This window comes from Gilliamella sp. W8136 (assembly GCF_016101285.1).
Taxonomy (GTDB): Bacteria; Pseudomonadota; Gammaproteobacteria; order Enterobacterales; family Orbaceae; genus Gilliamella; species Gilliamella apicola_N.
In genome coordinates, this window is record NZ_JACFQU010000014.1 from 51,592 (window position 1) to 75,554 (window position 23,963).

Sequence of the window (23,963 nt, forward strand, 5' to 3'; positions counted from 1 at the left end):
ATAATAAAGATAATGACATCAGCCATTATCTTTATTTACTCTCTATAGAGATTCCAATTTTTTAAAGAAACTGAAATCTTTTTTACATCATACTTTAAACGTTATCCAAGGTTTAAGTTTAACGGCGGTTTGGATTAATCCAGCGTTTTCTTGCGCTTGAATGACGGGCGTAATAGGTTTATATGCAGCAGGCGCTTCCTCAAATAGTCGCTCTTGTTTTAAAGTTACGCATTGCCATGGCAATAAAGAGTTATCTGAAGCCAATTTCTTACTGCGCATCGTTTGCCTTTTTTCTGCTCGTCCTGCGCCATGCGAGCAAGACCATAACCAATCAGGATGACCTTTTCCGATTGCAACATAAGAATAATCACCCATAGATCCGGGTATTAAAGCGATTTCACCTAAGTGTGCGGGTGTTGCGCCTTTACGATGAATATTCATACCATTTTCAGGAAAAATAACATTGTGTGATATATCGACTAATAATTGACTCGCATCCTGCTTAAAGAGTGTGTTAAAGGTTTTACGCACCAGCTCTGTGATCACAATGCGATTTATCCAAGCATAACGAGCTGCAACCCCCATCGCTTGCAAATACTCTTGAGCATGATTGTCAGTCAAAGCAAATAAACCTGATTTAGGATATTTTTGATCAGCAGGCCATAATGCTTTGGCTTTATCTTGCCAACGCTTGCCAATATAAAAACCGACATCACGTGATCCGGTATGGATCATAACCACAATAGCATTTTTCTTTAAACCTAATTGATAAGCGACATGGCGATCAATAATTTCATCAACAATTTGTAATTCAACAAAATGGTTACCTGAACCGACTGTGCCTAAACTTGACGGACGAATAATCGCTCGTTTTTCAAAAAAGGCTTCGGGAGCATACTGGCTATCGGCTGAAAGAAGATCATTGCCAGAAATTTTACTAATCTCATACGTTAGCCGATCAAAATTGACACTCTTCCATAAACCTTGTTGCGGTAAAGTTCCCAACCAAGCGGTAAGACCTTCATCAAAGAGCGCTTGAAAAGATGTGGGTGTAACCGGTACATCGCGCTCATCATGCAATAACACCTGTTTTAATTGTTCAATGAGTTTTGATTTTTGTTCAGTCACCTCATTAAGGCTTAAACCTGTAGTAAACAGGCGCATACCACAATTAATATCCGTGCCTATCGCCGCAGGAATAATTAAATTAGGGGTAGTGGCAACGATACTTCCAACTGGTGCAATCGCACCGGGATGAAAGTCCGGTGTAGCCCTTGCAGCGCAAACTTTGCCGTCACTATTGGGCATTGTTACCGATGCAAAATCAAGTAACTGTTCAACCGCTTTTTCTTCTAAAGGTAACGGATTGGGTAACAGTACTTGTGCTGTAATATCTTGTTTATTAAATGTATAGATATCATTATTAAAATGAGTTTCAATCCCACATCGGGATAAACGTTTTTGTAAACGGGTAAATGTAGACATAATAGCCACCTAGAAAACAATAAAATACCGTCCTCTCAATTTGAGAGGATAATTACTGTTTCCTGCAGCAGCACTATTCAGGAAAGTGGGCGTATTCTAGACCAAAGTTTATTAAAATGTAAACTGATAAATTATTTTTTATTAGATTATCCGTTCTTACTGTGTATTCTTTCCCAACTCAGACCAAATTTAGCTAAATATTTTTTTAAGCGATCAGCATCGTTACTGCGTTGTTTTTTGGTTCGGGATATGGCAAATAATTGTCGGCCTGCTTCTGATAAACTACTACTTTTTTGGCAGATTTCGATCACTTTTTCCAGTTGATAACGGTCAAATTCATCAATTTCATTAGGTATCAGGTCATCATAACTATTTTGTGTAGAAGTCCAATTTTGACTTAGGCGTTTAATTTCTTGTTCGACCTGTTCAACGGTAATGTTCGCTTGCGGCGCTAAGGTTGCCATGCGAATAATTGAGCTGTTTAATTCACGAAAGTTACCTTGCCATAAGGCTTGTGGTGAGGTAGCGAATTTAAGATAAGCTTGGCGTGACTGTTGATTAAAGCGTGGCATAATGCCATATTCTTTGGCATAGCGCGCCAATTCAAAATCAATATTGGGTTCAATATCTTCTTTTCTATCCACTAAGCCCGGCAGTTGATAACTCCACAAATTGATTCGAGCAAACAGATCTTCACGAAATTCACCATTGGTAATCGCTGATTTAAGATCTTTATTGGTACCGGCGATTAATTGAAAATCACTGTGTATCGGTTTGTCGCTACCAAACGGGTAAAATTGTTTTTCTTCAATGGCTTTTAATAACATCGCTTGCTCATCAAGTCCCAGTTCGCCAATTTCATCTAAAAACAGTAAGCCACCATCGGCATTTTTAAGTAATCCAGTGCGCGCAAGATTTGCTCCCGTAAAGGAGCCTTTAACATGACCAAACAAGGTTGACATTGCACTATCACCGCGTAGAGTAGCGCAATTGATTTCAACAAATTGTCCTTTGATTTGATGATTGGTTTGTTTGAGCAAATAAATCTGTTTTGCCAAAAATGATTTACCCGCGCCCGTTGGTCCACATAATAAAATAGGCGCATGAGAACGGCTCGCCACTTGTTCGATTTCGGCAATAAGCTGATTAAATTGTCGGTTACGAGTTGCGATGCCCGATTTTAACAGCTCGGTCGCTTGCTGAGCATATTGCTGAAAACGGGTTAGGATTTTATCGTAACGATTTAAATTTAAATCAATAATACTTATTATCCCGCAAGGGGTAAGCGCAATCAGATCGTTTTGCTCAATTTCATTATTTTCGGTCAGTGGCTCTTTTTTCGGAGGAGACATTTGTAATAATTTAGCCGGAAAATAGCGGGATTCTGCCAGTAAAAACCAACAAATCTGCGCAACATGGGTACCTGTTGTAATATGCAAATAATACTCTTCTTGTTCTGAATTAAATGTGTAGTTTTTCGAAATATCAAAAAGGAATGTATAAACTTGTTCAAAATCCCATGGATCATTAATGTTTACCTCAATGGGGTTTACTTCAGTATGAGGCGATAAAATCTTAATATCTTTAACGATTGTACAAAGTAGATCATAATCGTTCGGATAATAGAGCAGTTCTAATCGAGTAACAGGCATATCGGATTGATGACATAAATCAATAGTCGGTCGCCAATTCTTCCAACGCCGTTTTCCTTTACCACGTTGATCTAATACATTCCCTAAAAATCCAAATACGACATTCTTTTTCATGGTTTTATATATTTTTATAAATCAATATATAAAATTATAAAAAATGTGTATTAAAAATACTATGATAATTTTTATCTTTATTTAAAAAAATTATTTATTTTGTTTAAAAACAGATAATTAAAAAATAACTGTTATGGTTTTTCATTTATTGGCACGCTTTTCGCAATATTAATCATACCTAAGCAAGCATATTCAGATATGTTGAGATGGTTTAAATTTAATAATTAAGTCACTTTGTGGTGATAAAAGATAGCAGCACTAAAGCGCTCATAGCGCAATGTAGCAATAGAATTTTGGTCATAAACGAACGGATAAACGGTTACATGGTTTAGTGTGATCTAACCAATATAAAGATATTACCACTGGCGGAGTGCATTTTACCCAGATTTAAAAGGAAGATAAAAATGATTCAATATGAAGTAATAAAAAATGAAAATTCAAGACCAGTAAAAATGTGGACTAAAGGCGTGCCAGTCGAGCAAGGAGCCAAAGAACAATTACTAAAAACAGCACAATTGCCATTTATATTTAAACACATTGCCGTAATGCCTGATGTTCATGTGGGTAAAGGATCAACAATCGGGAGTGTTATTCCTACTCTGGGCGCTGTTATTCCAGCAGCCGTTGGGGTGGATATTGGTTGTGGAATGATGGCTGTGCAAACATCACTAACTGCGTCTGATTTACCTGATGATCTCGCGCCTTTACGTTTAGCGATTGAAAAAAACGTGCCACATGGTTCAACGCCTAAAAATATGGGTCAAGATCAGGGAAGTTGGCAAGATGCGCCAGCAATTGTCGATCAATATTGGCAACAACTTTTACCAGGATTTGAGAAATTAACCGAAAAATATCCGTGTTTTTTAAAAACAAATAATTACTGTCATTTAGGGACACTAGGAACGGGTAATCACTTTATCGAAGTGTGTTTAGATGAAAATCAACAAGTGTGGATTATGTTACATAGTGGTTCACGTGGGGTCGGTAATGCTATCGGTGAATTTTTTATTAAACTAGCCAAAAAAGATATGGAAACTTACTTTATCGATAAATATTTACCAAATAATGATCTAGCTTACTTTGTTGAAGGGACTGAACATTTTGATGATTACCTTATGGCGGTAAATTGGGCGCAAGAGTTTGCTCGTTTAAATCGTGAAATTATGATGCATAACACTGTTATGGCTATTAGAAATACATTAAATATTGAATTTACCAGTCATATACAAGCGGTAAATTGTCATCATAACTATGTGCAAAAAGAGCATCATTTTGGACAAAATGTGTTTGTAACGCGTAAAGGGGCGGTTTCGGCACGCAAAGGGGAATTAGGGATTATTCCTGGATCGATGGGTGCGAAAAGCTACATTGTTCGCGGATTAGGGAATGAAGAGAGTTTTTGCTCTTGTTCTCATGGGGCAGGGCGAGTGATGAGCCGATCTGCAGCCAAAAGAATGTTCACTATTGAAGACCAAATGAAAGCCACTGCGCACGTTGAATGTCGGAAAGATGCTGATGTGATCGACGAAATCCCAATGGCCTATAAAGATATTGATGCAGTGATGACCGCTCAAAGTGAACTGGTTGAAATTATGCATCAACTACGACAAGTGGTGTGTGTGAAAGGGTAAATCCGATCGAGGAGTTTATCCTCGATAGTCATGATAAAAATAGTAGAGTAATGATTGATTATATCAATCATTACCTTGTTTCTAATAAATTCAATTCAATTCAATGTTACTTATAGCCAATCGAAATGTTTTCACTTAGATACTCTTAATGCTGAAAAAAGCAGGAAATAAAGTAAGCCAGATGCTTGAACATAATTTATTAAACATAGCTAAGATTGTCTGCAATTTTTGTTAACGGTTAAGATATAACACTTTCTAATAAACATCAGAATAAGTTAGAATGGGTTTTTATTTTAGCGAAGTAATTATGATTAAAAAACACACATACATAAGTCTTTTTTCATCTTCTGGAGTTGGTTGTTATGGTTTTAAAATGGAAAATTTCGAATGTATTGCAACCAATGAATTAATTGAAAGAAGATTAAATATCCAAAAAATAAATAAAAAATGTAAATTTGATTCTGGATATATTCTAGGCGACATAAAAGATCATAATATAAAAGAAAAACTGTTTGATGAGATAAACAAATGGAAAGCGAATGGGCAAGAGGTTGATGTGGTGATTGCAACGCCTCCATGCCAAGGAATGAGTGTTGCAAATCATAAGAAAAAAGAAAATGAAATAGAAAGAAACAGTTTAGTTAATGAGAGTGTTGATATTATTAAAAAAGTAAAACCCTCTTTTTTCATTCTAGAAAATGTCCCTGCTTTTTGGAAAACTGGCTGTATTTATAATGATAGCATTGAGCCGATAGGTACAATGGTTTTAAATGAATTGTCTCAGTTTTATAAAATAGAACATAAGATTTTAAACTTTAAAAACTATGGTTCTAATTCATCAAGAACAAGAACATTAGTTATTGGCGTTAAGAAAGAAATAGGCATAGATCCTAAGGTTCTCTATCCTGACTATAGAGAAGAAAAGCCCTTATTTGATGTGATAGGAAAAATGAATCCTTTAAATTGGGGCGAGTATGATGCCAATGATTATTTCCACAGCTTCCGCATTTATTCTGAACACATGAGAGAGTGGATCAAAGATTTAAAAGAGGGAGAAAGTGCTTTTGATAATGAAGATGATTATAAAAAACCGCATCAAATTATAGATGGCAAATTAATTATAAATAAATCTAAAAATGGGGATAAATATACTCGACAAATATTTAGTAAAGTAGCGCCATGTATTCATACCCGAAACGATCAATTAGCAAGTCAAAATACAATTCACCCAGTTGATGATCGCGTTTTTTCTATTCGAGAATTAATGAGGATGATGAGTATTCCTAATTCCTTTAAGTGGATAGATAAAGAGTTATGTGAGCTAAACACTCTTTCTATTGAAGAAAAGCAAAAATTATCCAAGAAAGAAGAGATGAACATTAGGCGAAGTATTGGAGAGGCCGTTCCAACAGAAATCTTTAGGCAAATAGCTGAAAAGATTACTAAAGAGTTGGCTAATCATGCTTAATCATAGTGAAATAATCTCTATTATAGAAAAAGAAAATTTATACAAAGCCGCTAACTTAAAAAATTTTGTTAAAAGAGAAAAAGAGAGGTTAGAGCTTGGTTTTCTTTCTCGAATCATTGAGCTTGCGAACAATAATAGGGAAACCCATTCAGCTTATTATACTAATGATTTTATCATTAAAGATATCATTGATTTGTTACCTAATTTTTCTGATAAGGATGAAATTAGTATTATTGAACCCTCTGTTGGCGCAGGAAATTTTTTGCCTTATTTATTTGCAAAATACAGAAACAAAAAGGTTAAGTTAACCCTAATTGATATTGATAAAGATATTATTGATATATTGTCTTTGCTATATGAAGATAAAGCTCCATCTAATTTTGAAATCGATTTTTTATGCGCCGATTTTATGTCTTTGGATCTTAATAACGTCGATTTAATAGTAGGCAATCCTCCATTTACAAGGATTTCAAAAAAAGAGATAGAAAAATACAATCTAACTAATCAAGATTTAAGGAATTTGGCTGGTTGTTTTTTAGAAAAATCCATTAAAATAGCTCATACCGTGTCTTTGATAATGCCAAAAAATCTTTTAAACACTCCTGAATACTCAGGGCTTAGAGATTTTATATTATCCAAGAATGTTCACTCGATAATTGATTTTGGTGAAAAAGGGTTTAAAGGCGTTTTAATAGAAACGATAAATATTATTTTATCGAACTCAGAACAAAAAAAGTGTGTTTTCATTGAATCAAAAGTAAAAAATCAAATCTTGAATCAAGATAAAAATTATATTTTTGATAAAAATCTTCCTTATTGGGTTATTTATAGAAACGCTCATTTTGATTCCATCTTAAATAAAATGGATTTAGGTGTTTTTGATGTCTTTAGGGATAGGCAAATTACCAAGTCAATCTTGATTTCACAAAAAAATCAATCATCTATCAGAGTTCTTCGATCACAAAATATTAGTGATGATGGCTGTGAAGTTATTGATAAAGATAATTATGATTGTTTTATTGATAAAGATGTTTTACAAAAATTGGCTGTTAATAAATTTATTGATAATGACTTTGTCTATCTAACACCTAATATGACTTACAATTGTAGAGTTATGAAGAAAGAAAAGGGATACATTGTGAACGGTTCAGTCGCAATTCTTATTCCAAAATATCATTTTCAGTTAACAAAAAAGCAGTTATTATTTTTTTCTAGTAATGAATTTAGAGAATTTTATGCCGTTGCTCGAAATTATCAAACAAGATCATTAAATATTGATGCGTGTAGCTGTTATTGGTTTGGTATTTATAAAGAATAATGTTATGAATTTAAATAATACTAAATTTGTTTACTCAAAAAATAGTTATCATGTCAAAAAAGAGGCGATGCTAGCTGGGTAGATGAAAATTGTATTCAGAATCGAAAAATTGATCTCTTTTATAGCAATGTTTATCTATATCAAGATTTAAAAATAGCTGATTATCTTCTGGTGTAAAATTTCATTTGAAGAGTTCATAAATAACATCGAATGAACTCTTTGTAATATTACATTAATGTTCCTTGATCAAAGTAATGGCTATAATCAGCCTCGATATTTTTTCTGATGGTGGCTAGGTCCTGTTTTCTTCCTGCTTGAAACCCGAGTTTATATAAATGGTCAATCAAGTCATTGCAATTTAATCTAGAATCAATGCTATTTAAACCTGCTGTAACCTTAATACCTAAAGGAAAAAAATAGTTGCGAACAGTATCGCTTGTAAAATGTATTCGAGATTCATTTCCCCAAGCTCCTTGTTCAGAGTTTCTTTCATATACGATATTTATGTCATCAGGATGATTGGCTAAATATCCTAAAAACTGATAAAAAGTTTCATTAGAGCAGTTAATCTGTAAATTCTTCCCAAATGTAACATTCATATTTTTTTTCCTGCGGCGTAGTAATGATGTATGCACATTAACACATGGTTCAGTGTATGACTTGCCATAGGGTGTTTCGATTGTAATTTTATATTGCTTTATTCTCTCTGTTTCTATTCCTCCTATAAGATACCAATAATCACCAACAGGACTCCAATTTGTGTTGGGTGCATTTGGTCTTAAAAAACATCCAAATAAAATCCAATCATAATTAGATAAGTTATTTTCAAATTGATATTGATGAATTAATCTTCTTCCATAAGGTTCGTCATCATTAATTTTTTTACTCATTACTTTATTAAGAAGATCATAACTAGGTAGCGTTTCGGTTTTAACATCAATATAATAACCTTTTGAATTATCATATTTATCTTTAAAAATTAAATCATATTTATCAGCTAATTTATAATCCTCTCTTATGTAATCTTTCCAGTTATAGCCAAAGTAGGTAGCACAAGAAAACTCACCTAAAAAACCAAGAACCTGCCTTGCGTTTTCATTTAAATAGTCTAAATAGAAATGAGGTTTAAGATTTGGGGATCTTCGCTTCACTTCTTTTACGGCAGCGTCAAACATCTCTTGTGTTATTTTAATTCTATAATTAGATAAATTATCATTAGCCATATTTTATTGTTCTATTTTAAAGTAACTTCTTTATACCATTCCAAACCCAATTATTTTTTGTCTTGTTTGCTGTAACATGCCTGAATGATGACATTTTGTTGTCTTTATTTGAAAAGGTGGGATGTGTTAGATTGTTAAAAGTGACTTCAATGAGCGCATTAGATTTTTCGAATGAAAGGTAGTTTTCAGACCAAGTAATCACATATTCATCTGACTTATTGTATTTGCCACGAATTGGGTCTGTAAAATATTTATCTACATTAAGAGAGCAATGCCACGGCATCCTTTCTAAATTGTTCTCATCGAAATATGGCATATCCATCCCATTTTCAATTATTCAAATAGGTTGATTAAATTATATATGATTTTATATAAGTATGAAAATTATTTATTTGATTTTAAAAGATTTGTATTTTTAATGTCTGAAGCTAATAATACGCTAGGTCGATTAACTTTATTGAATATAAAGAATGAAATAAGTATAGAACTGAAATAACACTTCAAAAATAATAAATATAGCCATTCTGGCGTGCTGTATTTTCTGATAAATAATCGATAACACCACGAGTAACTCAGTAATCCTCCGATAAAATTAAACAATACTATAATAAATAGATTAATGGCTTTCATTGATTAATTTTTCTCTTAAGTCTTTTCAACTGTTTTTTCAATCCATAAAAACGAGTAATGGCAACATAATAAAATTACTGGATAGATAATAAAATTCAGGGTTATAAGTGAAGTTATAAACAAATATGGTAAAAAAACCTTAATATTTAGAGCCAATCCTTGATAAATACCTAAAATAAAATGTGCAACTATCCATGAGATAAAAGTAACGACAATCCCAATAATTACGCCGATACTTATCAATCCAAAAGGTTTTTTTATTTTATTTAATATCCAGATTGAAATAAGAATAAGGCAGAAATAACACACACCATAAAATACTAAATAATTTAATTCTGGCGTGCTGTATTTTCTAATAAATAGTCGATAACACCACGAGTAACTCAGTAATCCTCCGATAAAATTAAACAACACTATGATAAATAGATTAATGGTTTTCATTGGATAATCCTTTTTTTTCTTCAATTTCTTTAACCGCATCTTCTAAAGAGCTAGGAAAAAGATAAAGCTCTTCTAATCCATATTCATCTAATACTGATGAAACAGCCCATGCACAGTAGAAACCATACACAAGAGTTTCATAATCTCCATTAATTACTCGTTGTTCAATATTAATGGCTTGCTGGCGAGTGAAGCATAATCGCCAATGCAAGCTATACTTTGATTTGCATTAAAACTGTCCCCAGAGCCTGAAATAATTCTGCCTCCAGTGGTGGTCATATCACCAATAATCGCTATTTGCTTACTCATCACAACACCTTTGTTGCTTATTTGAACAGTTTTATTATAATTATATGAAACAGATTTAGAAAAACAATCTTAAATTTGTGAAAATTTATTAATAAAATAAGTAAGTTAGCTTTACTAGTAATTAAGTGTCTATTTCATATAATCAGGTTATTTTCATAATAATTGTTATTTGAAAAAACTGGTTAAACGGTTCTAATTTAATTCCATCGCTTGATAATGGTAAATTAGCCCATAAATATTAGTATAAAAAACACCAACTGTTCATTTTTTAGATTTTATTATTTATAAAATCTATACAGGACTTAGTACCGTTATAAGGAGGTAACGATGTATCGAGAAATTTTACCTGTTAAGCAGCATTCTGTCGCTAATCGATTTTTGAGGCAGTTACCAGAATTAATTGCAAGTAGTCCGTTATGCCAACGCCTTAAGCCTTTTTCATTGTTTATTGACATTGCACCATGGACGTTAATTGCTCAGCCTCATAGTTTGATTGCCAATGAGCTTGGTCTTTCGCCCCGAGTTGTACTTAGGCGAAATAATGTGATTAGGCAATTGCTCGCATTACATGAACCATCCCTTTATCAAACAATACTTAATCTTGAAAAGACTGTACCTAAAGGTGTGATCCGACAAGCTCAGGCCTTTAAGTCATGGATCACGGATCTACTTAATACCTCTGTTATGCCTTGTGCCCATTGTACATCGATGAACACCGTTCGCATCGGTCACCGCCTTAATTTTCGGTGTCGATCATGTCGACGTACGTTTAATCCATTAAAAGCACACCATCTTAATAAGTTATCTCATTGTCATTTGTGGTTGCCTTGTATTGATCTATTGATGGAAGGTGAATCTTGCAAAACGATTCATCAGAAGTTAGGTATTAGTGTTGATACTGCAGCTAAGTGGCAACTCTACTTTATTTGGCTAATGGCGCATCAAGGATTTGCGGCATTGGCAAATTACTGCCAAGTCAAGCGTCGCCAACGTTACCGTCAAACATGGTTAGAGGTTAAAACCGACGGATAGCATTTTAGCTTAAATTGAGTTAATGATTCATACTGCTTGTAAAAAATATTCAGGAGTCTATACCGTTTCATTGTGAATTCTATTCTAAATTTAACTTTTAAGAGTGTTTACAGTGTGGGGTTAGATGTGAACTGATTTTTATCAGTTGGATGTTGGCAAAATAATGATATTAAAAAGCGTGATCTTTTGTCGATCACGCTTTTATAACTCTCTATTGTTAAAAATTGGATGATTGGTTAATCATTCCTTTTTTAATAGATACATCGCTTCATAAGGTCTTAATGTTATTTCAGATGCAAGTGTGGTTTTATTTGCATAATTACTTAACAGTGGTTGCCATTTAAGTGCCAGTAACTCTTTTGGCAATGGCCATTTAACCTGTTTATCCGTCAAGTTCACTATCACCAATAATTTCTGATTATTCCAGCTACGCACATAGCACCAATAATCGGTAATATTTGCGGTCAAATCTTGGTAATCACCAAAAATGAATATAGGGCGTTCTTGGCGTAATTTAATTAATGCTTGGTAGCAATAAAAGATAGAATCGGGATCTTCAAGTGCGGCTTTGACATTGATTTGTTGATAATTATTTGCCACTTCGATCCATGGTTGACCCTTAGTGAAACCGGCATTTAAGCTATTATCCCACTGCATTGGCGTTCGGCTGTTGTCGCGTGATTTGCTCGCTAATATTGCTAAAATTTCTGCTTCATCCATACCTTCGGCTATTTTTTCGTGGTAGATATTTAGACTTTCAACATCACGATATTGATCAATATTATTAAAATGCGGATTGGTCATGCCGATCTCTTCACCTTGATAAAGATACGGCGTACCTTGTAATCCATATAGCAACATGGCAAGCATTTTGGCAGATTCTCTGTGATATTGGCTTTCATTGCCTAAACGCGACACAATTCGCGGTTGGTCGTGATTACACCAGAAAATGGCATTCCAAGCTTTATCATGCATCCCTTTTTGCCATTCGCCCATAATATTTTTTAACTCGAGCAGATCAGGTTTGGCTAATCCCCATTTATAACCATTTGGATAATCGACTTTTAAATGGTGAAAATTAAATGTCATGGTTAGCTCTTTTCCGTCTAACGAGGCATATTTTAAGCAGTTTTCTAACGTGGTAGAAGACATTTCACCCACGGTTTTAAGGTCATTAGGTTGAAAAGCATCACGGCTCATTTCTTGTAAGAATTCGTGAATTTTAGGTCCATCCGTGTAGAAGCAGCGACCATCTCCGTTTTTATCATCGGCAAAATCTTGCTGTTTGGAGACTAAATTAATCACATCTAGCCTTAAGGCATCCACGCCTTTATCTGACCAAAACTGACACACTTTTTTAATTTCAAAGCGAACTTGAGGATTTTCCCAATTAAGGTCAGCCTGCTCTTTGGCAAATAAGTGTAAATAATACTGTCCTGATTGTTCATGCCATTGCCACGCTTTACCGCCAAATTTGGAGCGCCAGTTATTGGGTTCACTGCCATCGGCTTTAGCATCTTTCCAGATATAAAATGAGCGATAAGGGCTGGATTTATCTAAGGCTGATTTAAACCATGGATGCTCGGTCGAGGTATGGTTAAATACCATATCCATCATAATGCGGATCCCGCGCTCATGCGCCTGTTTGACTAATAACTCAAAATCCGCCATTGAGCCATAAGCTGGATCAATATCGTAATAATCGGCAACATCATAGCCATTATCAATTTGTGGTGATGGGTAAATTGGCGTTAACCAAATTGCGCTAATGCCGAGTTTTTTTAGATAATCTAATCGGCTGATGATACCTAACAGATCGCCTGTAGAACTGTCTTGGCTGGCTTGAAAGCTTTTTGGATAGATTTGGTAAATGGTGCCGTTTTGCCACCAAGGGATATCAATTTTATTCATTGTCTGCTCTTCATGGTTAATTTAAGATTTTATTTAACCGTTCTGTTGTAAGAACGGTTAACGTTTAATGGATAATTACCGAATATCTAATGTGCCTTTTTTGAGTTTTATTTTATAAACGGTTGCCGTTAACAAGATTGGCACGACAATCGCGACAAGCATTGCTAAGGCATAAATTGACCAATATATCGGTTTTATTGATAAAATACCCGGTAAGCCACCGACACCGATACCATTAGATAACACCCCGAATAAACCACAAATCAATCCAGACAAAGCCGCGCCAATCATGGCACATAACATCGGGAATTTATAGCGTAAGTTAATACCATACATTGCCGGTTCAGTTACCCCTAAATAAGCGGAAATCGCCGCTGGAACTGAAACTTCCCGTTCGTTATGTTTTTTACTCACTAAAATAATACCCACGACAGCAGATGCTTGAGCAATATTGGATAAGGCGATAATCGGCCAAATCGGTGTTCCACCTATACTTTCAGTCATCTGCATATCGATAGCTAAAGTGGTATGATGAATGCCTGTAATCACGAGTGGTGAATAGAAGAATCCAAAAATAGCCGAGCCAATGAAAGCATAATCACCCGTCATTAAATATTTAACGATGTAGGCGATACCATTACCTAACATACGACCGAAAGGACCTAACAAGAAGTGAGCTAAAAAGACAGAAAGCAATAATGCAACAATTGGCACAATCACTAACGTCAAATAATCAGGTACGATTTTGCGTAAACGGGTTTCAATCCAGCCTAATGCTAAACCAGCAAAAATAGAGGGGATCACTTGCGCTTGATAACCAACCTTTTCGATGCTAAACCAACCAAAATCCCAGACTTCAGGTATTTTGCTACCAAGATCATAAGCATTCATCAGTTGTGGTGAAACTAATGTGATGCCTAATACAATTCCTAAAATAGGTGATCCACCCATTTTTTTCACCGTAGACCAGCAAATTGCTACCGGTAAGAAGTGGAAAATAGCTTCACAAGGTAGCCAAAGAATATTATAGATAGGCACTAACCAAGCATAAGTTTGAATAAGAGGCTTATCATCAATGGTTGGCATTTCACCAATAATGTTACGCAATCCAAGCAATAAACCGCCAGCAATTAGCGCTGGTAATAGTGGTACAAATATCTCAGCAAGATTAGAAATAAATCTTTCAAAGAAAGACATATTCTTTTTAGCCGCAACTTTTGTTTGTTCTTTGCTTGCCTCATCTAAATTTAATTGCTGAATTAACGATTTGTAATAGCTATCAACGTTGGTACCAATAATGACTTGAAATTGCCCAGCATTGTTAAAACAACCTTTCACAAAAGGGAGTTCTTCAATGGCATCCACATTCGCTGCTTTGGGATCGACCAAAGCAAACCGTAATCGTGTTAAACAGTGGGTAACACTGGCAACATTCTCTTTTCCTCCTATTAAATCGATAAGTTTTGTTATCGCTTCGGTTAGGTTTTTTGAATCTTTAGCCATAAAAGTCTCCTTGTTATTAGAACATTAGCTTTTGCTCTATCAATAGTTTGGCTATTTTTTAATATCTATTAAGCATAAATTGAATTTGATTAATAATAAATGGGAACGTTCCCTATTTGTGATTAAACTCACAAATTTTTATTTAACTTAAAGAATTTTAACGGATTATGTTATTCAGTTAATAGCTTGCTGACCAAAAGACGCATTTGCTAGAATAAAATCAATATATTCACCTTCGACAGATAAGGTTTGATTATTTCAGCTAAATTCTGAAAGATATTTTTTGGAGCAACATCTTGATTGATATCAATGACAGTTAAGTGGCATTCTTGTCGATTTTGCAACATCAATCTTAAATAAGAAGATTGTACTTTAGCTTGGCTATAGATTAGAAAATAGAGAAAATAAATTTTTTTTAATGGAGTTAGCATTTTGAGTTAAATCAATAGTACAAAAAATTAATTTATGTTCTTGAATTGTCACCTGTTCATTTATTGATTTGTTTACAGTTGGATAGAGTAACATTCCTGATGCCGATAAAGATAATGGATCATTAATTTGTTCTTGGCTTCTTACATAAGCATAAAGCTGATAAAGATGAGATGTTTTAAATGAGTGGCTTTTTTTCGAAAAAATTGAGGTACATTTTGTATCAACAATTAATCGATAATTTTTCTTTGTATTTTCAATAATTAAATCAGTTATCATATCAGGCATAAATTTTTCAATATTTGCTGTTGACTGTGTGCATGGCCATTTGAATTTTTTATTCGATAATATCGTGTATTTAGAGGAATCAAAATTGACATGACAAAAACCAACAATTGCTTTTTCAAACAAATTTCTTAACCATGCATCTGTTTTATCGATTTTTTTAAATATATAGTTACCTGATAATTCAGTGGGAATAGATAAACTAAATATAAGGTTTGCCAATGAAATTAATAAAATATCTTGACGATTAGATCGATTAAAATAATCTTCTTTATAATTATAGTTTTTTGATTGTTCAATTTTGAACTCATTAAAACGATTTATAATTTTTTTACATTGATAAATTAACTCATTTTCAGTTAACTGATTTAATAAAACATGAGCAGCAGCATGAATATATTGATTTTTAGGTATATTGCTTGTTAAATCGTTATATAAGCATTGAACTTTACCCTTTTCTAATAATAATTTTCTTGCTGTAACTAAAGTATCAATTTTTCCTCTAATTCTCGATAACTTCTGTTTACATGGTTTATAACCTTTAGATAATGAAGAACGAAATCGTTTATTAACCTCTTTAAAATAAATTTTTGCAACAAGATCTATTATTTTCTCTGGGTTTTTTTCCAATGCTATTCTTTGTTGTTTATCTATTTCCTTATAAAGTCTTGAAGCATAAAGTATAAGTAACCATATATTTGTTATAGGTATTTTATTAATGGTTGTATAAGATGAATGATTAAGATCCATATTTTTTATAAATTTTTAATAAATAACTTTTTCAAAGCAGTATCAAGCTTATTGCTATCATCAAACCAATATTCTTCTAATAAAGGTTTAATTTCTGAATCAATAATATCTTTATACCATGACATCGCATCAGGTATCACGCTATCACAAGTTAAATAACTATGACCGATAGTAAATGCATTCCCTAACATTTCTTCTTTTGCAATATATTGATTTAAATTATTCATTACATGTCTAATTTTTTCTAAACTTTTGCGAGAAAGTTTGGTTTTATCAATCATATAATTCAACCATTTCTCATCAAAGTTAGGTGCTAAATAAAAAAAGGCAAAACGGCGACGCAATGCAAAATCAACCATTGCCAGTGATCGATCAGCAAGATTCATCGTTCCTATCACATATAAATTATTAGGAATGAAAATACCATTTTCATGTTCTCGTCGATAAGTTAATTCTAAAGCTTCTGTAGGTGTTCGTTTATCAACTTCAAGTAAAGTTAACATTTCACCTAAAATTTGGGTTGGATTACCTCGATTAATCTCTTCGATCACCATTACATAATTAGATTGAGAGTCATTTCTTGCTTTGTTGATCATCTCTAAAAATGGACCATCTATAAGCGCTAATCTTCCATTACCTGAAGGACGATAACCACGAATAAAATCCTCATAAGACATATTTGGATGAAATTGTATTGCTTTAATATTATTTGAATTTTTATAGCCGACAATAATATTAGCAAGACGCTTAGCAAGCCAAGTTTTACCTGTACCAGGTGGTCCTTGTAATATAATGCTTTTCTTTCGATTTAAACTGGATATTATTTTAGATAATTGTTCCTCTTCTACAAAACAACCTTCTTTTATTAAATCTTCTAAGTTATAAATTTCCTTAACAATTGATTGTTCGATTATATTTTCATTATCAATATCTTCATCTTCTTCGAAATCATTATTTAATAATTGATATTTACCTTTTTCCAAAAAAGACAAATTATTTTTTTCTCTTAGCCTTTGTAGAGTATTGCTTAAAGATTCACCTATGGTTTTATTATTTGGAAATTTTTCTTCAAATTGTTCGATGTAATTATTGAGTAGATCTTGTCTGGTAAATATATTTGTTCCATTTTTTTGACATAATTCTTTTATAAACTGCAATACAACAACTTGCCATTGATTATTAGATAAAAGTTCTTCATCATTGGTTACATAGCTTTCATATTTACGCAAAGCTGTTAAATATAGTTCTGGAAAAGAGTGAGCAGGAAAATAAATTTCTTTAAATCGAACTGACAAATCATTGAGTAAGTTAAGATAATCCTCTCCATTAAAATAACTTTTACTTAGATTTTTATTTTTAATGAAGCCTAAATCATCAGATAAATAGATTTTAGATATTTTGTCTAATACCGCGTAAGCATTAGGACGAATCCAAAATAATCCATTGGTTAATTGCCAAGAACAACAGGGTTGAGCTATAACATTATCAAATTGTTGTTTAAATTGCTCTTGATAACTCTCATTGGCATTTGAAAAATTTAATGCAACAACATAAAAATCCCATAAATCATTAATTTCTTTCTGCTGATTTTCAGAATTAGAAAAAAAACAAGAAAGCTGATTATTTAACAATGGGATACCCTCGAAAGAGTTAGGTATAGATTCTTTTACATCTAGAAATGTAGCCCATTTTTTTGCTATTTTTTTTCTAGTGGATTCTTTAATATTTCGATTAAAAGTACCTAAAATAGTGAAAGGGCAAATATCTTTTAATTCTTTATTGAGTAAATAAGATAAATTAAATTCTGTAGCCAGTTTATTAACAAATGAGATTAATTTAAGGCGTTTTTTCTTATCATGATAAACTGAGAGCTTATCAGCGATTTCTTCATAAAATGGTATCCATCTAAAAAATTGATTATTACTTTCATCTCCATAACGTGATTTCCAATAGGGTGCATTGCGAAAATAATCTATGTCTTGTGGTTTATCATAAAAAGTAAAATCAATTAACTGTTTCGATAACCAAAAATCATCTTTAACACGCCAAATAGATGCTATATTGGTATAAAAGTACCATTTTTTATTTAAATTAGTTTGTTGCCAGTCAATTTCTAATAATTTACCGTCTTGGTGGTTTTTAGTTACTATGCCAATGGCTTTAATTTCCATAACGGACACAGGCTGTCCTTTATTATTAAAAGGTAAATTGTTTTTTAAATTATAAGTAGATTTGATAGCAACTTGATCACCAACAGAAATAGAACGGACTATATTTAGAAACTTATTTTCATAGCCATTTTCCCAAATACCCATCTTAATAAATCGTTCTGTTTGATCCAAGCCACCACTAAATTTAGCACTTAAAAACCAATATGTATTTACTCCGCCCAATTTGATTCCTTATATCCATTTATTTGGTAATTAGCTAATAGAAAATTATTCTACTAAAATAGTTAATTTAACTTTATATAATTTATTTTTATTATTTGTGATGACATTTTAATCTTTATAGTTAATTTTATTGCATATTGAATTTGTATAATTACAATAATAAATCGTAATTATAATTTCATCAATTAACTGTTTGATGTTAATAACTTTCTCCTTATCTAACATCGCATCATATACTTGTTTTAGGCTCTCTCCAATCTCAGTTAAGGTATATTCCATTTTAGGTAGCACTAGGAAAAACACTTTGAGTATGATTAAGCCATTTTTTTCATAATGCGGAAATGTGCAGTAAGGACTTTCCATTTGCCGCCCATTAACATTAATGTCGTTTCGACAGGGAAAGGTAGTAATTTTTCATTTAATGACATGACTAATACTTCCTTTAAATTTAATAATAATTTCTAATTAGAACATTAGCTTTTGCTCTATCAATAGTTTGGCTATTTTTTAATATCTATTAAGCATAAATTGAATTTGATGAATAATAAATGGGAACGTTCCCTATTTGTGATTGAACTCACAAATTTTTATTTAACATAAAGACTTTTAATGAATTATTTTATTCTTGAAAAATTAATCTGGATGGCACGGTTATGGTTTTAGCTAATGCGCTATTTTGTAACATACAGAGTAATTCTTTAGCTGCATAGGTACCAGCTTTATCAAAACCAAGCTCAACCGTCAGCGTATTAGGAAAAAGAAAATTAAGTAGCTCACTATTGCCAATGCTCGCCACAGTAATATGTTCTAATCGATTCTGGTGTAAATATTTGTTCAAGCCCAATGCGATGGCATCAGTGGCACAAATTATGGCTGTGGGGGCGTGTGATAAAATTGATTGTGCGAGTTCATAGCCAGAACGATAACTTAAATTGCCTAAATAGGCATTTGGGCTGATTTGATTTTGCTGGCAATAATCCATATAAGCTTGATAACGTAGTGCACCAGTTGTTTGGTCATGTTGCTCAATACCAATAAAACCGATTTTTTGATGGTGCTTTGATTGGTGTAAATATTTGAGTAACGTCGTAACTGCTCCAATATCATCATAGCAAACACAGGTAAAATCAGGATACGACCTTGCCATTATGACACTTTTACTTTTCCAAAATGATAATAATGAAGGCTCAAGCCCGGTAAAAGCAAAAATAATTACGCCATCTGCTTGCTTCTCTTTTAACATGGTTAAATGTTCTTCAACTTTATCAACGCTGAATTGACTTTCAATGATAATAGGATCGTAGCCAGACTGGTATAAGATAGGTAACATTGTGCGGACAGCTTGATTTTCTGACATCGAATCAAGGCGAGTAACAACAATGCCTATCACTTTGTTTCCATAACCTCGCATTGCTCTTGCCGACTTAGATGGCGTAAATTGATACTGCTCAACGATAGCCATTACTTTATTACGGGTGGTCTCTTTAACCATAGGATCATGATTAATAACCCGTGAAACAGTTGACTTGCTCACGCCACTCAATTTGGCAATATCTTTAATGGTTAAATGGTTAGAAAACTCATTCATAATCACATCATTATACGAAAATCAATTAAATCATAGTAATATAGATTGAAGAAAATAGCGATATTGACGTCTATTAAGTGTTTGCAAAAACGACTTCATTCCTCATACAGAAAATAAGATTAATATATTGTTGTATATCATTTTTAATTAAAACACTCAATGTGGTTTCTAACAATATTTTTAATTATTACATTAGAATTTTTCATACTGAAATTAATTATTCTTTTGGCAGCTATCATTTAAAAAATTAGATTTGCTCAATGAATCAGTATTGATCAACGTTATTTAGGTTATTAAAAGTAAAAAATGCAATGGCCATTTTTATTTGTAGCTAGCATGCTGTTTACCTTAAATTTATCAACATCAGTGTCAGCTATGAAAAAAGTTCACACCATAGAATCTCAATTTGAAAATACTTGATTATCTTTAGCCGATGCTATTAATGGTAGAGAGCCAGAGATAGAGATAGAGATAGAGATAGTACAAAAGCTAAAACGGCATAATTTCACTGTCAAAAATTTAGATGAAGATGGGCTTATTTATTTAGAGTATTACTTTACACAACCAGTCAAAGTCATGAATTAAATATTGGGGAAATAGTGGCTCACTCTTTTTAGCTATAGCTAAAGGTAATATGGATGAACTTGCCAAGTCTATCGATACCAAAATTATTCCAAATAACTTAAAAGATACCCTAATTGGTGAATATTATAAAGAAACCGCATTGCCAACGATAGAAGACCCTTTTGCAAATACGATAATTATTGGTCGTGATAAAAATCTAATGCCAGAGCTAAATCCAAATCCAAATCAGTTTTATTTTGGGTGACAAATATTGGATAGATAATCATATTTATTTAAAAAAGGGCAAATATACCCTTTTCTAATTTAGATTAAGCTATGCTAGTTCTCGCACTATATTTTAATTTATAGACACTTCCCCAATCTAACATCGCATCATGTACTTGCTTAAGGCTCTGTCCAACCTCAGTTAAGGTATATTCCACTTTAGGTGGCACTTGAGGATACACTTTGCGGGTGATTAAGCCATTTTTTTCCATAATGCGTAAATGTGAAGTGAGGACTTTTTGTGATATACCGTTTAGTGATTTTTTTAATTCACCAAAGCGTTTTGTGCCAGTGAGTAAATCTCGAACAATTAGGACTTTCCATTTGTCACCCATTAACATTAATGTCGTTTCAACAGGGCAAGGTGGTAATTTTTCATTTAATGACATTACTAATAATTCCTTTAAATTCAATAATAGTATCTTAATGGATACTATGTTACACAGTGGTACCTACTTTACAATAGATACTTTGAATATTAATCTAAAAACATTCACTAAGCAAAAGACTTTTTTGTTTATAAGACAATATTAGAATCAAATTGAATACTAGCTTAAATAATATGACAGGAGTAAATAATGAAAATAGCTGTAATTGGTGCAAATGGTAAATCAGGTTCATTAATCGTTAAAGAAGCGCTTAGCCGTGGTCATGCAGTCACTGCAATTGTCCGTAAAGCCGATGCTAAAGTTGATCCTAAAGCTGATGTGTTGGTTAAAGATCTGTTTGATTTAACCTATGATGATTTAAAACCTTTTGATGTTATTGTCGATGCTTTTGCTACTTGGACGCTTGATTCACTGCCTTTACATCAAACAAGTTTAAAACATCTTACTGATATTTTAAGCGGTAAACCTAACCGATTATTAGTTGTTGGTGGTGCAGGTAGTTTATATGTTAATCCAGAACTTTCTGTTCGTTTAGTTGATACTCCTGAATTCCCAGAAGAGTTTAAACCGTTAGCAACGAATATGGCAAAAGCGTTAGATGAACTTAAAAAATGTGACAATGTTAACTGGACATACTTAAGCCCAGCGATTGAATTTGTTGCTGATGGTGCAAGAACCGGTCATTATACCGCTGGTGGTGAGCAGTTTATGGTTAACAGTCAAGGTAAAAGCCAAATTAGCTATGCTGATTATGCCATCGCTATGGTTGATGAAGCTGAAAATGCTAAACATACTAAACAACGTTTTACGGTTGTTGCTGAATAATCTATTTTTTAAGCCTTACATTAAGATAGTCTATAATCAAATCGCTATGTTATATGTAAGGCGATTAATTTAATCCGCACATATCAAAAGTTTTTGATGACTTTTATCTATTCTAATATCCAATCTTATTCTAATTTCCAAAAATGTAGCAAAGAATAATATTGCTCCCCGTCGTTGGATCATTTTAGTGCATCACTCATTGGAATTATCAAGCCGTAATCGTGATGCTTAATACTTGATTCATTGGCATGTTAATTGCATTCATATTCTTATTAATCTTTCATAATTGTATTAATTGTACTGTTTCTGATTTATTGTTATTTAATTAGGGAAAACTGTTATGCAATACGATTTAATCATAAAAAATGGAATAGTCATTCTCGAATCTGGTGAAACACATACCGACATTGCCATAAAAAACGGCAAAATTGCAGCTGTTGGTCCTGATTTGGGGCAAGCCGATCAAACTATTGATGCTCAAGGTTTAATTGTTAGTCCTGGTATGGTCGATGTTCATGTGCATATTAGTGAATCTGGTGGCGTTCGTCATGAATGGGAAGGCTATGTCACAGGAACCAAAGCATGTGCAAAAGGGGGGGTTACCACCTTTGTTGAAATGCCACTTAATCAACTTCCTGCCACAACGAGCGGTGAAACACTTCGTCAAAAATATGCTGCTGGAGACGGAAAACTTTATGTCGATGTTGCTTCTTATGGTGGCTTGGTTCCTTATAATTTAACCAATAATGGTATTGCCGAACAAATGGCACAAGGGGTTGCAGCCTTTAAATGTTTTATGGCGACCTGTGGCGATCCAAATCTTGACGGTGATTTTGCTAATGTAAATGATTATGCATTGTGGGAAGGGATGCGCCAAATTGCTAAGACAGGTAAAGTGTTAGCCATCCATGCAGAAAATGCTGCCATTACAGATATATTAGGGCAACAAGCCAAAGCACGAGGGGAAAGCAAATTATCACAATATGTAGCAACTCGTCCGGTATTTACTGAAGTCGAAGCCATTCGTCGAGCCATCTTTTTTGCTAAGCAAACGGGTTGCCCGATTCACATTTGCCATGTGGCTTGCCCCGAAGGGGTTGAGGAGGTGATCAAAGCTCGTCAAGAAGGCGTGAATGTGACGTGTGAAACGTGTATCCATTACCTCTATTTCACTACCGATCAATTAGATGCGATTGGACCTATTGCGAAATGTTCACCGCCAATCCGCGATCAGCAAGCTCAAGACGGATTATGGAAATACCTTTTTGCTGGACACATTATTACCGCCGTATCTGACCATTCACCTTGTACTTATGACTTAAAAAATAAAACCAATGCGTTTGATGCTTGGGGCGGAATTTCTGGTGTTCAAAATAATGTGGATATCTTTTTTGATGAAGCGGTACAAAAACGTGGGATGTCATTAAAGCAGTTTGCCGATATCATCGCCAAAAATCCCGCCGAACGATACAACTTACCCACCAAAGGATCAATTCAAGTTGGTAAAGATGCCGATCTCATCTTTATAAAACCTCGTTCACACTATGTATTAAAAGAACAAGATCTTGAATATCGCAATAAATTTAGTCCTTATGTGGGTAGGCAAATTGGTGCACAAGTCATTCAAACATTGTTACGAGGAAAGACCATTTATCAGATTGATTCTGGTATTGATTTAACGCCAAGAGGGACATTTATTCGCCGTTAATCATAAAAACATAATAAAAAAAATTTAGGT

Annotated in this window: 17 protein-coding genes and 1 pseudogene; 6 read left to right on the forward strand and 12 right to left on the reverse strand. The window is 33.4% G+C overall.

The window, feature by feature from the left end:
* Positions 1-87 precede the first annotated feature (87 nt).
* Both H3T96_RS10375 and rtcR read right to left on the reverse strand, forming a co-directional pair.
* Positions 88-1,485, reverse strand: coding sequence for an RtcB family protein (locus H3T96_RS10375; RefSeq protein ID WP_144092507.1), 1,398 nt, complete (start codon positions 1,483-1,485; stop codon positions 88-90).
* Between the two features lie 146 nt (positions 1,486-1,631).
* Positions 1,632-3,251, reverse strand: coding sequence for an RNA repair transcriptional activator RtcR (gene rtcR, locus H3T96_RS10380; protein ID WP_144092505.1), 1,620 nt, complete (start codon positions 3,249-3,251; stop codon positions 1,632-1,634).
* A 398-nt stretch (positions 3,252-3,649) separates the two neighbouring features.
* On the opposite strand from rtcR, the gene H3T96_RS10385 reads away from it, so the two are divergent.
* Positions 3,650-4,882, forward strand: coding sequence for an RtcB family protein (locus tag H3T96_RS10385; protein ID WP_370545732.1), 1,233 nt, complete (start codon positions 3,650-3,652; stop codon positions 4,880-4,882).
* A 307-nt stretch (positions 4,883-5,189) separates the two neighbouring features.
* Positions 5,190-7,668, forward strand: a pseudogene (locus tag H3T96_RS15080) (DNA cytosine methyltransferase).
* A gap of 227 nt (positions 7,669-7,895) precedes the next feature.
* On the opposite strand, the gene H3T96_RS10400 reads toward H3T96_RS15080, so the two are convergent.
* From H3T96_RS10400 to H3T96_RS10415, 4 genes are all read right to left on the reverse strand, one after another.
* Positions 7,896-8,891, reverse strand: a complete 996-nt coding sequence (locus H3T96_RS10400; protein WP_198248648.1) for a hypothetical protein — start codon at positions 8,889-8,891, stop codon at positions 7,896-7,898.
* 16 nt (positions 8,892-8,907) lie between these two features.
* On the reverse strand, positions 8,908-9,207 hold the full coding sequence (locus H3T96_RS10405) for a hypothetical protein (protein ID WP_144092501.1): 300 nt from the start codon (positions 9,205-9,207) through the stop codon (positions 8,908-8,910).
* 329 nt (positions 9,208-9,536) lie between these two features.
* The gene (locus H3T96_RS10410; protein WP_144092499.1) at positions 9,537-9,962 is read right to left on the reverse strand and encodes a hypothetical protein; all 426 of its coding nucleotides are present in this window, start codon (positions 9,960-9,962) and stop codon (positions 9,537-9,539) included.
* Entirely contained in the window at positions 9,949-10,173 is a 225-nt protein-coding gene (locus H3T96_RS10415) for a hypothetical protein (protein WP_144092497.1), read from the reverse strand. Before H3T96_RS10415 ends, H3T96_RS10410 begins: the two co-directional genes overlap by 14 nt.
* Before the next feature lie 425 nt (positions 10,174-10,598).
* On the opposite strand from H3T96_RS10415, the gene H3T96_RS10420 reads away from it, so the two are divergent.
* Positions 10,599-11,303, forward strand: a complete 705-nt coding sequence (locus H3T96_RS10420; protein ID WP_039126532.1) for a hypothetical protein — start codon at positions 10,599-10,601, stop codon at positions 11,301-11,303.
* Between the two features lie 240 nt (positions 11,304-11,543).
* On the opposite strand, the gene treC is transcribed toward H3T96_RS10420, so the two are convergent.
* The 5 genes from treC to treR all read right to left on the reverse strand — a co-directional run bounded on the left by treC (position 11,544) and on the right by treR (position 20,162).
* Positions 11,544-13,214, reverse strand: coding sequence for an alpha,alpha-phosphotrehalase (gene treC / locus H3T96_RS10425; RefSeq protein ID WP_144092496.1), 1,671 nt, complete (start codon positions 13,212-13,214; stop codon positions 11,544-11,546).
* A 75-nt stretch (positions 13,215-13,289) separates the two neighbouring features.
* On the reverse strand, positions 13,290-14,717 hold the full coding sequence (treB, locus tag H3T96_RS10430; RefSeq protein WP_144092494.1) for a PTS trehalose transporter subunit IIBC: 1,428 nt from the start codon (positions 14,715-14,717) through the stop codon (positions 13,290-13,292).
* A 381-nt stretch (positions 14,718-15,098) separates the two neighbouring features.
* The gene (locus H3T96_RS10435) at positions 15,099-16,181 is read right to left on the reverse strand and encodes a hypothetical protein (protein WP_144092492.1); all 1,083 of its coding nucleotides are present in this window, start codon (positions 16,179-16,181) and stop codon (positions 15,099-15,101) included.
* Positions 16,182-16,186: 5 nt separating this feature from the next.
* Positions 16,187-18,574, reverse strand: a complete 2,388-nt coding sequence (locus H3T96_RS14770) for an AAA family ATPase (RefSeq protein WP_144092490.1) — start codon at positions 18,572-18,574, stop codon at positions 16,187-16,189.
* A 619-nt stretch (positions 18,575-19,193) separates the two neighbouring features.
* A complete protein-coding gene (gene treR / locus H3T96_RS10445) occupies positions 19,194-20,162 on the reverse strand; it encodes a trehalose operon repressor TreR (RefSeq protein ID WP_144092488.1) in 969 nt (322 codons plus the stop codon).
* Positions 20,163-20,796: 634 nt separating this feature from the next.
* Here treR and H3T96_RS10450 point away from each other — a divergent pair.
* The gene (locus tag H3T96_RS10450; RefSeq protein WP_144092486.1) at positions 20,797-20,991 is read left to right on the forward strand and encodes a hypothetical protein; all 195 of its coding nucleotides are present in this window, start codon (positions 20,797-20,799) and stop codon (positions 20,989-20,991) included.
* A 64-nt stretch (positions 20,992-21,055) separates the two neighbouring features.
* Here the strand turns inward: H3T96_RS10450 and H3T96_RS10455 are convergent, their stop codons facing one another.
* On the reverse strand, positions 21,056-21,400 hold the full coding sequence (locus tag H3T96_RS10455; RefSeq protein ID WP_086325988.1) for a helix-turn-helix domain-containing protein: 345 nt from the start codon (positions 21,398-21,400) through the stop codon (positions 21,056-21,058).
* Between the two features lie 189 nt (positions 21,401-21,589).
* On the opposite strand from H3T96_RS10455, the gene H3T96_RS10460 reads away from it, so the two are divergent.
* Together H3T96_RS10460 and allB are read left to right on the forward strand one after the other, a co-directional pair.
* On the forward strand, positions 21,590-22,225 hold the full coding sequence (locus tag H3T96_RS10460; protein ID WP_039126513.1) for an NAD(P)-dependent oxidoreductase: 636 nt from the start codon (positions 21,590-21,592) through the stop codon (positions 22,223-22,225).
* Between the two features lie 340 nt (positions 22,226-22,565).
* Positions 22,566-23,933 carry an allantoinase AllB gene (gene allB / locus H3T96_RS10465; RefSeq protein WP_144092484.1) on the forward strand — a complete coding sequence of 456 codons (1,368 nt, stop codon included), beginning with the start codon at positions 22,566-22,568 and terminating at the stop codon, positions 23,931-23,933.
* Positions 23,934-23,963: the final 30 nt, after the last annotated feature.